The sequence below is a fragment of the Ralstonia sp. VS2407 genome, from assembly GCF_052950655.1.
Map to the genome: position 1 here is coordinate 36,145 of NZ_JBRFVG010000004.1, position 12,643 is coordinate 48,787.

The 12,643-nt window shown below is 63.1% G+C and carries 14 protein-coding genes; all 14 read right to left on the reverse strand.

Features of this window, described 5'->3' with window-relative positions:
• Positions 1-29 precede the first annotated feature (29 nt).
• Positions 30-332, reverse strand: a complete 303-nt coding sequence (gene ureA / locus ACU8YE_RS08025) for an urease subunit gamma (protein ID WP_045206205.1) — start codon at positions 330-332, stop codon at positions 30-32.
• 79 nt (positions 333-411) lie between these two features.
• Positions 412-1,299, reverse strand: coding sequence for an urease accessory protein UreD (locus tag ACU8YE_RS08030; protein WP_446928486.1), 888 nt, complete (start codon positions 1,297-1,299; stop codon positions 412-414).
• Positions 1,300-1,442: 143 nt separating this feature from the next.
• Complete coding sequence (gene urtE, locus ACU8YE_RS08035) at positions 1,443-2,135, reverse strand: urea ABC transporter ATP-binding subunit UrtE (RefSeq protein ID WP_232040447.1); 693 nt, start codon at positions 2,133-2,135, stop codon at positions 1,443-1,445.
• Between the two features lie 141 nt (positions 2,136-2,276).
• A complete protein-coding gene (gene urtD / locus ACU8YE_RS08040) occupies positions 2,277-3,128 on the reverse strand; it encodes an urea ABC transporter ATP-binding protein UrtD (RefSeq protein WP_009241045.1) in 852 nt (283 codons plus the stop codon).
• A complete protein-coding gene (gene urtC, locus ACU8YE_RS08045) occupies positions 3,125-4,294 on the reverse strand; it encodes an urea ABC transporter permease subunit UrtC (protein ID WP_446928487.1) in 1,170 nt (389 codons plus the stop codon). The genes urtD and urtC overlap by 4 nt, the downstream gene beginning before the upstream one ends.
• 1 nt (position 4,295) lies before the next feature.
• The gene (urtB, locus tag ACU8YE_RS08050) at positions 4,296-5,927 is read right to left on the reverse strand and encodes an urea ABC transporter permease subunit UrtB (protein WP_446928488.1); all 1,632 of its coding nucleotides are present in this window, start codon (positions 5,925-5,927) and stop codon (positions 4,296-4,298) included.
• 106 nt (positions 5,928-6,033) lie between these two features.
• A complete protein-coding gene (gene urtA / locus ACU8YE_RS08055; protein WP_232040451.1) occupies positions 6,034-7,296 on the reverse strand; it encodes an urea ABC transporter substrate-binding protein in 1,263 nt (420 codons plus the stop codon).
• Positions 7,297-7,560: 264 nt separating this feature from the next.
• Entirely contained in the window at positions 7,561-8,040 is a 480-nt protein-coding gene (locus tag ACU8YE_RS08060) for a MaoC family dehydratase (protein ID WP_232040452.1), read from the reverse strand.
• 37 nt (positions 8,041-8,077) lie between these two features.
• Positions 8,078-8,563 carry a MaoC/PaaZ C-terminal domain-containing protein gene (locus ACU8YE_RS08065; RefSeq protein WP_440476482.1) on the reverse strand — a complete coding sequence of 162 codons (486 nt, stop codon included), beginning with the start codon at positions 8,561-8,563 and terminating at the stop codon, positions 8,078-8,080.
• A 56-nt stretch (positions 8,564-8,619) separates the two neighbouring features.
• Positions 8,620-9,750, reverse strand: coding sequence for an acyl-CoA dehydrogenase family protein (locus ACU8YE_RS08070; protein WP_322017257.1), 1,131 nt, complete (start codon positions 9,748-9,750; stop codon positions 8,620-8,622).
• A gap of 35 nt (positions 9,751-9,785) precedes the next feature.
• The gene (locus tag ACU8YE_RS08075; protein WP_232040455.1) at positions 9,786-10,982 is read right to left on the reverse strand and encodes an acyl-CoA dehydrogenase family protein; all 1,197 of its coding nucleotides are present in this window, start codon (positions 10,980-10,982) and stop codon (positions 9,786-9,788) included.
• Between the two features lie 84 nt (positions 10,983-11,066).
• Positions 11,067-11,528 (reverse strand): DUF1178 family protein, encoded by a 462-nt coding sequence (locus tag ACU8YE_RS08080; protein WP_414560805.1) that lies wholly within the window; start codon positions 11,526-11,528, stop codon positions 11,067-11,069.
• A gap of 137 nt (positions 11,529-11,665) precedes the next feature.
• Entirely contained in the window at positions 11,666-12,277 is a 612-nt protein-coding gene (locus ACU8YE_RS08085) for an NUDIX domain-containing protein (RefSeq protein ID WP_440476484.1), read from the reverse strand.
• Between the two features lie 44 nt (positions 12,278-12,321).
• Positions 12,322-12,636, reverse strand: coding sequence for a DUF2818 family protein (locus tag ACU8YE_RS08090; RefSeq protein ID WP_232040458.1), 315 nt, complete (start codon positions 12,634-12,636; stop codon positions 12,322-12,324).
• Positions 12,637-12,643 lie beyond the last annotated feature (7 nt).

Consider the following 12,643-nt stretch of genomic DNA (forward strand, 5'->3'; position numbering starts at 1 on the left):
AGTGGCGTGCGGACTTCAAACTTCAAAACTCAAACGATCGGGTGATGGACGGTGACGAGCTTCGTGCCGTCCGGAAACGTGGCTTCGACCTGGATGTCGGGAATCATCTCGGCCACGCCGTCCATCACGTCATTGCGGGTGAGGAGCGTGGTGCCGTAGTGCATCAGCTCGGCGACGGTCTTGCCGTCGCGCGCGCCTTCCATGATGGCCGCGCTGATGAAGGCGACGGCTTCCGGGTAGTTGAGCTTGAGGCCACGGCCCTTGCGGCGCTCGGCCAGCAAGGCGGCGGTGAAGATCAGCAGCTTGTCTTTTTCGCGCGGGGTCAGTTCCACGAGGGGCTCTCTTCGGTGAGGGTCAATTCAGTTCAGTTCAGATCGGGCGATGCGAAGTCACGTTGCCATCAACTGGCCATCATGTGGCCCACAGGCGCAGCGGACGGCCTACCACGCCATGCATCGGTTCGCGCAGCGCGAGCCACGTCTGTGACAGCAACGCGCGCGCATCTTCGGGCCGACGTGCGAGCACGCGCAGCAACAAAACGTTTGGCAGGCCAGGCGCATCTTGCGTGAGGCAGGTGACGCCGGCGCGCAGATCATCGTTGTACGGCAGGTGCTCGGCCATCGATTCGGCCAGGGCTTCGGTAGCCCCCTCGCCCACGGCCCACAGCGTGCCGACGACGTGGAAGCCGGCCATACCCGTCGTCGCATTTAGCATGGGTGATTGCGCATCGAACGCAGCCGACTCGATCCACAGCGGCTGGCCGTTGCAACGCAATGCGGTGCGCATGGCGATGCGGCCTTCGGCCCACGATTCGCCGGCGGCGTGGCGGCCGAGCATGGTGGTGTCCCAGCCGATGGCGGTGGCACCGGGGGCCAGATCGAGAGTCAGGTCGATGATCGGGCAGGCCTGGTTGAAGACGATGTTCTCTTGCGGCAGCCAGTCGAGCCTCGCACCTGCATCCATGCGGATCGCAACGCGCTGCGTGGCCGTGCGGCCGAGCGACTTGTACCACTTGGTGGCGCCGGGCGTGGTCAGCACGGCATGCGCATCGGCACCGAGTTCGATGTCGATATCGAGCACGTCGCCGCCGGCAATGCCTGCGGGCGGATGCAGCATGACGGCATGGCAGACGCCCTCGCCTTCCGGATACAGGGCCTTCTGCACCCGCAGCGGCCCCTGATGCCGGCACGTCGCCAGCACGGTGCGCTCACCGCGCCGCGCAAACGCCAAGTGCAACGAGGCTTCCCAGGATGCAAATGCGGAGGCCTGCGGCGGAACAGGAAAATCGGGATGGCGCATCGGTCATGCAAACGGGAGGCATCCCTCATGAAACGCGGCTGTGCGCTTCAGACCGGACCCCGCCCTAAGCAAACGGAAAGGTTTTCCATCATAGCCAGATGCCGCCCATTTGGCACCCGACTTTTTCACACGACACCTGTGCGTCAAACCGCCACCAGATCGCGTACGCCATCGGCCTCCATGTTGGCGCCGTCGCCCTGGGCGATCACCTCGCCACGGCTCATGACGACGTAGCGGTCGGCAATGCTGCGCGCGAAGTCGTAGTACTGCTCGACCAGCAGCACCGACATGCCAAACTCATCCACCAGCCGGCGCAGGGTGCGGCCGATCTCCTGGATGATCGACGGCTGAATGCCTTCGGTCGGCTCGTCCAGGATCAGCAGGCGCGGCTCGCTCATCAGCGCGCGGCCAATGGCAAGTTGCTGCTGCTGGCCGCCCGACAGATCACCGCCGCGCCGGCCCTTCATCTCCTTGAGCACCGGAAACAATTCATAGATGGAATCGGGCACCTTGGAGGGCGCACGCTTGGCGGCGGCACCAATCAGCAGGTTCTCTTCCACCGTCAGGCGCGGGAAGATCTCGCGGCCCTGCGGCACATAGGCAAGCCCCTGCGAGACACGCTCGTACGCGGGCAGCTTCTGGATGGTGCGCCCTTCCCAATCGATCGCACCGCTGGCGGCGGGCACCACGCCCATCAGGCATTTGAGCAACGTCGTCTTGCCGACACCGTTGCGGCCAAGCAGCGTGGTCAGCTTGCCCGTGGGGACGTCAAAGCTGACGTTGCGCAGGATGTGGCTGCCGCCGTAGTACTGGTTCAGTTGTTGGACCTGCAACATCGCGTTCTTTCCTTTTGCCTCGAGAAGGCTCTGAAAAACGTAGCCAGCGATCCGATGTTGGCCCGAGAAGCGCAGCCGTACACGGGCACGGCGAGCATCACAGGGGCAAGATCGAGACGCGCAGTAGTTTTGCGGAGCCTTCTAACGCCCCAGATAGGATTCGATCACCCGCTCATCGCGCTTGACGGCGTCGAGCGTGCCTTCGGCCAGGACGCTGCCTTCGGCCAGCACGGTCACGCGCCCTTCCGCCCCCGCCAGCGCGGCGACGAACTCCATATCGTGCTCCACGACCATGATCGAACACGTGCCGCGCAGGCCGTTGAGCAACGTTGCGAGCTGCATCGTCTCTTCATCCGTCATGCCGGCAACAGGCTCATCGAGCAGCAGCAGTTGCGGCTGTTGCATCAAGAGCATGCCGATCTCCAGGCGCTGTTTCTGCCCGTGCGAGAGCAGCCCAGCGGGCCGATAGGCTTCCGCTTCCAGGTGGATGCGGCCGAGCGTTTCTTCGATGCGCTGACGGCCGTCGTTCAGCAGACGCGCGCGCAGCGACACCCACCAGCGCTTGTCGGCCTTCATCGCCAGTTCCAGGTTTTCCCACACGGTGTGCTGCTCGAACACGGTCGGTTTCTGGAACTTGCGGCCGATGCCGATCTGCGCGATGCGCGGTTCGGTCAGGCGCAGCAGGTCGATGGTCTGGCCGAGGAAGACTCGGCCCGTCACGTCGGCGTTGCGCGGGCCCGTCTTGCCGGTGATCACGTCCATCATCGTGGTCTTGCCCGCGCCGTTGGGGCCGATGATGCAGCGCAGCTCACCATGGTCGATCGACAGCGTGAGAGCGTTCAGAGCGCGAAAGCCGCCGAAGCGCACCGTCACGTCTTCGAGATACAGGATGGCGCCGTGCGAGACGTCGATGGTGTCGGGCTCGACCAGGTGGCCCATGCCGGTGGCGGTGCCAGTCTCGGCACGGTCGGGGAGTTCGGTGAACGTGCTCATGCATGGTCTCCGGTCACGGTCGCGGCTTCGGGTGCCTTGGCTTGCGTGGGCGCCCGCTTCTTCATGCGCAGCTTGCCCATCAGGCCAAGCACGCCGTTCGGCAGATACAGCGTCACCAGCACAAAGATCGCGCCGAGCACGAACAGCCAGTATTCCGGCACCCATGCGGTGAGCAACGTCTTGGCCCCGTTGACGAGGAACGCGCCGATGATCGGGCCGATCAATGTGCCGCGCCCGCCAACGGCCACCCACACGGCCATCTCGATGGAGTTGCCCGGCGACATCTCGCCCGGGTTGATGATGCCGACCTGCGGCACGTAGAGCGCCCCGGCAATACCGCACAGCACGGCCGAGAACGTCCAGACGAACAGTTTGTAGCCGAGCGGGTTGTAGCCGGAGAACATCACGCGCGCTTCGGCATCGCGAATGGCGGTGACCACGCGGCCGAACTTGGACGTGACGATGGCCCGGCAGGCGATGAACGCCAGCACCAGCGCCACGAACGTTGCCACGAACAGCACGGTGCGCGTGGGCAATGCCGAGATCGGGAAGCCGAGGATGCGCTTGAAATCGGTAAAGCCGTTGTTGCCGCCAAAGCCCGTCTCATTGCGGAAGAACAGCAGCATGGCCGCATACGTCATCGCCTGCGTGATGATCGACAGGTACACGCCTTTGACGCGCGAGCGGAAGGCGAAGAAGCCGAACAGCCATGCCAGCACGCCGGGCACCAGAATCACCAGCAGCATCGCCCACGCGAAGTGCTCGGTGCCGTGCCAGAACCACGGCAGCTCCTTCCAGTCGAGGAAGACCATGAAGTCGGGCAGATCGCTCTTGTACACGCCTTCTCGGCCGATGGAGCGCATCAGGTACATGCCCATGGCGTAGCCGCCGAGCGCAAAGAACACGCCGTGGCCGAGACTGAGGATGCCGCAGTAGCCCCAGACCAGATCGAGTGCCAGCGCCGCCAGGGCGTAACACATGATCTTGCCGATGAGCGTGAGCGCATACGCCGACAGATGCAGCGGGCTGCCTTCCGGCACAAGAAGCGCGCACACCGGCGCGCCAATGCACACGATGAGCGACACCAGCGCCAGCGCGGACCACTCGCGCCGCGACAGCAGCGGCATGCGCGCCGGAATATCGAGAGAGAACTTGGTCGTCGTCATATCAGGCCTCGGCGCTGCGGCCCTTGAGGGCGAACAGGCCCTGCGGACGCTTCTGGATGAACAGCACGATCAGCACCAGCACGATGATCTTCGCCAGCACCGCGCCATAGAACGGCTCGATGAATTTGTTGATAAGGCCCAGCCCGAACGCACCGATGATCGTGCCCGCCAACTGCCCCACCCCGCCCAGCACCACGGCCATGAACGAATCGATGATGTAGCTCTGGCCGAGGTCCGGCCCGACGTTGCCGATCTGCGAGAGTGCGCAGCCGCCCAGCCCGGCAATGCCCGCACCGAATGCAAACGCGTAGCTGTCGACCTTCCACGTACGCACGCCAACGCAGGCGGCCATCGTGCGGTTCTGCGTGGTGGCACGCACGAACAGTCCCAGGCGCGTGCGGTTGAGCACGGCCCAGGCGATCGCCACCACGGCCAGCGCAAACAGCAGGATGACGAGCCGGTTGTACGGCAGCACAAGGCCCTGCGTCAGGGCAACGCCGCCGCTCATCCAGCTCGGGTTCGCCACCTCCACGTTCTGCGCGCCAAAGATGGAGCGCACCGCCTGCATCAGCAGCAGGCTGATCCCGAAGGTGGCGAGCAGCGTTTCGAGCGGACGGCCATACAGGTGACGCAGCACCAGCCGCTCCAGTGCAAAGCCGACGACGGCCGCCGCCAGGAACGCGGCAGGCAGCGCTGCGGGCAGATACCAGTCGAAGGCGTTCGGAAAGTAGTTGCGGAAAATCGTCTGCACCACGTAGGTGGCATACGCACCGATCATCAGGAACTCACCGTGCGCCATGTTGATGACGCCGATCAGGCCATAAGTGATGGCCAGCCCGAGCGCCGCGAGCAGCAGCACCGAACCCAGGCTCAGGCCGGCAAACAGGTTGCCGATCAGTTCAGATTTGCGCTCTTGTGCAGCAAGACTATCGAGCGCTTGCTGTGCGGCGGCGCGCAGTTCATGGTCAGCGCCGCTGTCCTTGGCAAGCAACGGGGCGATGCGCTGGCGGGTCTGCGGATTCGTATCGGCTGCGAGCAACTTCAGCGCTTCGAGCTTCTCGGCATGCGTGCCATCGTCGAGCGCGAGATTGGCCCACAACAGGTGCAGCTTGGTACGCAATTCCGGATCGGTTTCATGCTTGCGTGCCGCGTCGACAATGGGGCGCGACGCCGTCTCGGGATGCGCGAGCAACGTATCGACGGCCTGGGCACGCACGGCACGGTCGGGCGATTGCAGCACGAAGCCGCTCGCCGCGCTGTCCACTTGCGCACGCAGGGCATTGTTCAGTGTGAGGGATTGCAGATCGTCGGCCTTGACGGTGACGGGCTGGCCGGTGATCGCGTCCAGGTACTTCTCGCCATCCTGACGCACCATGCCAGCGGCGGGCGCGAAGAACAGCGCGTCATTCTGCAAGGCTTGCAGGATCGGGGCGGCCTGCTCCGCAGGTGCAGCGGCCAGTGCATTGAGTGTCTTCACCTTGGCATCGAAGTCGTCTTCGGCCAGGGGCTTGAGATCGGCCTGGGTCAAGGGTTGTCCGGCCGCCCACGCAGAAGCTTGGGGCATCGCAGTCAGACAGAAGGCGCACAGCAGTGCGGCAAGGGAATGAAACAACCAGCGGGACAAGCGCATCATGGCAATCCGATGCGTGGCGGCCGATGCCGAGATCGGTCCGCCACGTCGTACAGCGTCGTTCAAAGGACCGGCCACGTCAGACGCGTGACCCGCCCGCCTGACCACATTACTTGCTTGCGACCATGTCAGGCTTGCCCTCGTTGCCCGGGATGTACGGGCTCCACGGCTTGGCGCGGATCACCGTCGGCGTCTTCCACACGACGTTGAACTGGCCGTCGCCACGCACCTCGCCAATCATCACGGGCTTGCTCAGGTGATGGTTGTTGTTCATCACCAGCGTGAAGCCCGACGGTGCCTTGAACTGCTGGCCGTACATCGCCTTGCGGACCTTGTCCACGTCGGTCGAGCCAGCCTTCTCGACAGCCTGCTTCCACATCATGATGCCGACGTAGGTGGCTTCCATTGGGTCGTTGGTGACGCGCTTGTCGCCGCCGGGCAGGTTGTTGGCCTTTACCCATGCAGCCCACTTCTTCTTGAAGTCGTCGTTGACGGGGTTCTTGACCGACATGAAGTAGTTCCATGCGGCCAGATGGCCCACCAGCGGCTTGGTGTCGATGCCGCGCAGTTCTTCTTCACCCACCGAGAAGGCCACCACCGGCACGTCCTTGGCCTTCAGGCCCGCGTTGCCGAGTTCCTTGTAGAACGGCACGTTGGAGTCGCCATTGATGGTCGACACCACGGCCGTCTTGCCGCCCTGCGCAAACTTCTTGATGTTGGCGACGATGGTTTGGTAGTCGGAGTGGCCGAACGGGGTGTAGACCTCTTCGATGTCGCTGTCCTTCACGCCCTTGCTGTGCAGGAACGCGCGCAGGATCTTGTTGGTCGTGCGCGGATAGACGTAATCGGTACCGAGAAGGAAGAACCGCTTGGCGCCGCCGCCCTCCTTGCTCATCAGGTATTCCACGGCCGGAATGGCCTGCTGGTTGGGCGCCGCGCCGGTGTAGAAGACGTTCTTCGACATCTCTTCGCCTTCGTACTGCACCGGGTAGAACAGCAGACCGTTCAGCTCTTCATAGACCGGCAGCACCGACTTGCGCGACACCGAGGTCCAGCAGCCGAACGTGACGGCCACCTTGTCCTGCGTCAGCAGCCCGCGCGCCTTCTCGGCAAACAGCGGCCAGTTCGATGCCGGGTCCACCACCACCGGCTCCAGCTTGCGGCCCAGCACGCCACCACTCTTATTGATCTCGTCGATCGTCATCAGCGCGACGTCTTTCAGCGACGTCTCGGAGATGGCCATCGTGCCCGACAGCGAATGCAGGATGCCGACCTTGATCGGTTCTTTGGCCTGGGCAAACGCGAGGCTCGACACGGACAACAGCGTTGCGGCGGCGACGGCAGACAGCTTCAACAGCTCACGACGTTTCATTGCGGCTCCTTGGGTTTATTGGTGGCGAGAACGACTCCCGGGGCCCAAAAGTGCAACTACCGTGCCATCGCATTTGGCTCGTTCAAAGGGAAATACGCGCCAAAACGGTGCTGAAGCCGCGCCAAGTCAGCGCATTTGTTCGTTGGAATGCGCCCGCTTGGGGCGCGTAAAGACAAGCACAAAACAAGCGGAGTGCAAGCGCACGCCAGTGCAAAAAGAAAGGCCGGCATTGCGCCGGCCTGGGGAATATGAGAAAGACGCGACTCAGGAATAGCGGCGAGAGATCGATTCGGCCACGCACACCGGGCGATCCTGCCCTTCGCGTTCGATGGTCACCGCCCAGGTCATCTGCGCGCCCGTCAGCGTGGGGGCATTGGGCAGTGGCGGCAGCGCTTCCATTTCCACCAGCTTCACGCGGGCGCGCACACGGCTGCCCACCGGCACGGGTGCGGTGAAGCGGACCTTGTTCAGGCCGTAGTTCACGCCCATCTTCACGTCAGACATCTCGATCGCGTTGGCCATCAGCATCGGCAGAAGCGACAGCGTGAGGAAGCCGTGCGCCACCGGCGCGCCAAACGGCGACTCGCGCTTGGCACGCTCCACATCGACGTGAATCCACTGGTGATCGCCCGTGGCCTCGGCAAAGAGGTTGACCTGCTGCTGCGTGATCTCGGTCCAGTCGCTCACGGCAACTTCCTGGCCGATCAAGCCTTTGAGCTCGTCGAGCGATTCGATGATGCGCATCTGCGTTGTCTCCTTGTTGTGATGGAATGGCGAGCGATCAGGCTTGCGGACGGCGACCGAACAGGCCCATGCCCGTGACGGTACAGACGAGTTCGCCGCGCTGGTTGCGAGCCTCCCAGCGGTTGACGGCCACGCCGCGATCCGGCTTCGACTGCGACGGACGCACTTCCATGCAGGTGCTCGACACCGACAGCGTGTCGCCCGGATACACCGGCTTCATCCAGCGGATTTCATCCACGCCGGGCGAGCCCATGCTGGCCGCCTTGCCGAGAAACCCCGTCACCATCAGCCGCATCATGATCGAGCAGGTCATCCAGCCGCTGGAAATAATGCCGCCGTAGATGCTGTGCTTGGCGGCTTCCGCATCGATGTGGAACGGCTGCGGATCGTACTGCCGCGCGAAGGTCAGGATCTCTTCTTCGGTAACCGGGTAGGTGCCCATCTGCAGCGTGCGGCCGACTTCGAAATCGTCGAAGTAGAACTCGTACGAACGCGCTGTTTCTGCCCTTTCGTTCTCTGCCATCTCGTCTCCTCCAAATGACAACGCCCCGCACGAATGCGGGGCGTTCAGGTTTGCCGTTACGCCGCTTGCTGGAAGCCGGGCAGCGATGCGAAGCGTGCCAGGTGATGGTCCACGTCGCCCAGCGTCGTGTTGATCATTGTCAGCCGCTTGAACATGTGCGCGGCCGGCAATTCGTTCGTCACGCCCATGCCGCCGTGCAGTTGCACGGCCTCCTGACCAACGTCACGCGCTGCCTGGCCGACACGCGCCTTGGCCGCCGACACGTAGCGGCGGCGTGCCTCGACATCGCCATCTTCAAAGTGCGCAGCAGCCAGATAGGTGATCGAACGGGCCTGCTCTGCGTGGATGAACATATCGACCATACGATGCTGCAGTGCCTGGAAGCGCGCGATGGGCACGCCGAACTGCTGGCGGGTCTTGGTGTACTCCAGCGTTGCGGCGTTCAGCGCATCGATCAGGCCGATTGCTTCTGCGCACAGCAGGACACAACCAAGATCGGCCACGGCATCGATGGTTTCCCACGCCTCGCCCGCTGTGCCCAGTAGCGTTGCCGGTGCGTTGTCGAAGCGGATATCCGCAGCACGCAGATTGTCGATCGTGCGGTAGTCCTTGACCGTGACGCCGGCGGCGTTGCGGTCGACCACGAAGAGCGACAGGCCCGACGTATCACGCGCTTCGCCGCCCGTGCGTGCCGAAACGATCAGCTTGTCAGCCTGTGCGCCGTGCACCACCACCGCTTTCTCGCCCGTGAGCGTCCAGCCGTTGCCCTGCTGCGCAGCGCGCGTGGTGACGTTGAAAAGCTCATAGCGCGATTGGGGCTCGCCGAAGGCAATGGCCAGCTTCACGGCGCCGCCAGCGACTTCTTCAAGCAAGGCATCCTGACCGCCAGCGAGCTTGAGCGCCTGCGCGCCCAGCACGGTGGCCTGATACGGCTCTACAACCAGACCGCGGCCGAGTTCCTGCATGACGACCAGCAGGTCCATCGCGCGGCCGTCGAAACCGCCTTGTGCTTCGGGCACGGGCAGTGCAGTCAGGCCCAGTTCGGCCAGCGCATCCCAATGACCTTGCGACACACCTTCCGGCGAGTACACCACCTTGTTGCGCGCCTCAAAGCCGTAGTCCTTGTCGATGAAGCGGCGCACCGCATCGGCCAGTTGCTTCTGTTCGTCGGTGAACGAGAAATCCATGTTTGTCTCCGCTATGTGTTCTGTCGCCGTTCTGCTCAGACGCCAAGGATCATCTGCGAGATGATGTTGCGCTGGATTTCGTTCGACCCGCCGTAGATCGAGGTCTTGCGATAGTTGAAGTAATAGGGTGCCAGCGGCGCGGCATCGTTGTCGCCCGTGACGGCCTGCGGCACATCGCCCTCGAGGTAGTCCGGGTCGAAAGGCTGGGCGTACGGGCCAACGGCCTCGACCATCAGTTCGGTCAGCAACTGCTGGATCTGCGTGCCCTTGATCTTCAGCAGCGATGCCTCGGGGCCCGGGCCCTTGCCGGCGTTCTCGCTCGACACCACACGCAGCACCGTCATCTCCAGCGCCAGCAGTTCAATTTCGAGCGAGGCGATCTTGGCGGCGAACATCGGATCTTGCAGCAACGGCTTGCCGTTCTTCTGATGCTGCAACGCGACGCGCTTGAGGAATGCGAGTTCGCGCTTCGAATTGCCCACGCGAGCAATGCCGGTCCGCTCATGACCAAGCAGGTACTTGGCATACGTCCAGCCGCGGTTCTCTTCGCCGATGAGGTTTTCGACCGGCACCTTCACGTTGTCGAAGAACACCTCGTTCACCTCGTGCTCTTCGTCGAGCATGATGATCGGGCGAACGGTAATGCCCGGCGTCTTCATGTCGATCAGCAGGAACGAGATACCCTCCTGCTTCTTGGCCTCCGGGTCCGTGCGGACGAGGCAGAAAATCATGTCGGCGTGCTGGCCGAGCGTCGTCCAGGTCTTCTGGCCATTGACGATGTAGTGGTCACCTTCGCGTACCGCGCGCGTCTTCAGCGAGGCGAGGTCGGAGCCCGAGCCCGGCTCCGAATAGCCCTGGCACCACCAGTCGGTACAGTCCAGGATGCGCGGCAAGTAGTAGCGTTTCTGCGCTTCGTTGCCGTACTTCATGATGACGGGCGCGACCATGCTGACGCCGAACGGCAACACGCCGGGCGCACCGACCTGCGCGCACTCTTCGTCCCAGATGTGTTTTTGGATGGGGGTCCAGCCGGTGCCGCCCCATTCGACCGGCCAGTGCGGGACCGACCAGCCCTTGCCCGCCAAAGCCTTGTGCCAGCGTACGAAATCGTCGCGGTTCAGGCGGCGGTGGTTCAACACCTTGTCCTGGATGTCCTTGGGCAGATTGGCTTGCAGCCAGCCGCGGACTTCCTGGCGGAACGCATCATCGGCCGCCGAGTAGTTCAGATCCATGCCTGTCTCCTGTGGTTGGCTCTCCACCGCGGCAAATCGATGGAGAACGTTCTGTCGGACCGGCGCGGACCTGAATCGGGGCTGCTAGTGCACGGGCTGCTTCAGCGCGTCGGGCACCAGCAGCGGCATCACGTCGATGCCTTCCTCCGCCAGTTCCTGCGCTTCTTCCCGAGATGTCGTCCCGCGAATCCCCCGCTCCGGCGCCTCGTTGTAATGCATGCGGCGCGCCTCTTCTGCAAACCGCTCGCCAACGTCCTCGGTATTGGCAAGAACATGGCGCACGGCTTTCAGGTAGAGCTGTTGCAGGGTCGCGGGCACACCGCTCTCGCCTTCGGCCGCCTTGCCAGCGCCGCTCTTGTGGGCGGACTCCGGACGAGACGACGATAGATTCAGGCGGGGCGCACTCGGCAAACGCTCAACCTCGTTGTGACCGCAAACTGGGCACGTCAATAGCCCGCGCTCTTGCTGCGATTGCAGATCGGCATCGGAGCCGAACCAGCCTTCGAAGCGGTGGTCATTGGCACAGCGGAGGTCCAGCACTTTCATGATCGGTCCAGCGCATGGGGACGAGTGTATCCCCGATTCGAAAATTTGTGAACGGTCGTGCTAATTTTTTCGCACGACCGTTCGCTATGGTAACAACGACAGGAAAACGGTGTGATCAAGCGACGGCTGTAAGCGCCTCAGACTGCACCCGGCGTCCACGCGCCTGACAGAATCTTCTCAAGCCAGAACGTGCCGATGATGGTCTTCACGTCGGAAATCTTACCTTCGCGCACCCAATCGATCAGTTGGCCGGCCGGCGTGACGAAGGTCTCGAGAAATTCGCCTTCATCTAGCATTGCCTTACCTTGTTTAAGATCGCGTGCGAGATAGATGTCGATGAACTCGGTGGAATACGAAATGACCGGATGAATGCGCGTGAGGTAGTCCCAGCGCTCGGCCGTGTAGCCGGTTTCCTCGCGCAGTTCGCGCTTGCCGCATGTGAGCGCACCTTCCTCCGGATCGAGCTTGCCTGCCGGGAACTCAATCATCACCTTGCCGACCGGGTAGCGGAACTGACGCTCCATCAGTACGGTGCCGTCATCGAACAGCGGGATCATCATCACCGCGCCCGGGTGAATCAGGTATTCGCGGCTCGCATTGCGGCCGTCCGGCAGGCGAACAATGTCGTGCTTGAGCGTAAGAAATTTGCCTTGGTGCATCAACGCAGATGCAACCTGCGTCTCGCGCAGACCGGCGTCGGGGTCCTGCGTCGTCTCAGGAGTGGCGTTCAGCGGGGTGTGATCGGACATGGCGCTCTCTCATGCCGAGACAGCGAGAACCTGCCCGGCGGGAATTAACGGGAATCGCGGGGATGGCGAACCAGGTATTGCCACGTAAAGCCGGGAAACGCGAAAACCAGCATCAGGCAAGCGGTGATCGCGTAAAACTGCCAGCCTTGCGGAAATGCATTGCCCTGGCTCGATTCGATACCAAAGCCGATCAGCCCAACCACAACGTACATGGCAATCAGCTCGGTGCCGCGCAGCCAGAACGGCTTGCGCGGCCAGCGTGCCGGCACCAGTGCCAGCACGCGTTGATTGACGAACGGCAGGTTGGCACAGATCAGTGCCAACACGATGACAAACAGACCGCCCGTCGACGTAGTCATGGTGCTC

Coding starts and splice junctions, on each gene's coding strand:
- ACU8YE_RS08030 (WP_446928486.1), bottom strand. CDS start 1,299: ATGCGCCATCCCGATTTTCCTGTTCCGCCGCAGGCCTCCGCATTTGCA.
- urtE (WP_232040447.1), bottom strand. CDS start 2,135: ATGTTGCAGGTCCAACAACTGAACCAGTACTACGGCGGCAGCCACATC.
- urtD (WP_009241045.1), bottom strand. CDS start 3,128: ATGAGCACGTTCACCGAACTCCCCGACCGTGCCGAGACTGGCACCGCC.
- urtC (WP_446928487.1), bottom strand. CDS start 4,294: ATGACGACGACCAAGTTCTCTCTCGATATTCCGGCGCGCATGCCGCTG.
- urtB (WP_446928488.1), bottom strand. CDS start 5,927: ATGATGCGCTTGTCCCGCTGGTTGTTTCATTCCCTTGCCGCACTGCTG.
- urtA (WP_232040451.1), bottom strand. CDS start 7,296: ATGAAACGTCGTGAGCTGTTGAAGCTGTCTGCCGTCGCCGCCGCAACG.
- ACU8YE_RS08060 (WP_232040452.1), bottom strand. CDS start 8,040: ATGCGCATCATCGAATCGCTCGACGAGCTCAAAGGCTTGATCGGCCAG.
- ACU8YE_RS08065 (WP_440476482.1), bottom strand. CDS start 8,563: ATGGCAGAGAACGAAAGGGCAGAAACAGCGCGTTCGTACGAGTTCTAC.
- ACU8YE_RS08070 (WP_322017257.1), bottom strand. CDS start 9,750: ATGGATTTCTCGTTCACCGACGAACAGAAGCAACTGGCCGATGCGGTG.
- ACU8YE_RS08075 (WP_232040455.1), bottom strand. CDS start 10,982: ATGGATCTGAACTACTCGGCGGCCGATGATGCGTTCCGCCAGGAAGTC.
- ACU8YE_RS08080 (WP_414560805.1), bottom strand. CDS start 11,528: ATGAAAGTGCTGGACCTCCGCTGTGCCAATGACCACCGCTTCGAAGGC.
- ACU8YE_RS08085 (WP_440476484.1), bottom strand. CDS start 12,277: ATGTCCGATCACACCCCGCTGAACGCCACTCCTGAGACGACGCAGGAC.
- ACU8YE_RS08090 (WP_232040458.1), bottom strand. CDS start 12,636: ATGACTACGTCGACGGGCGGTCTGTTTGTCATCGTGTTGGCACTGATC.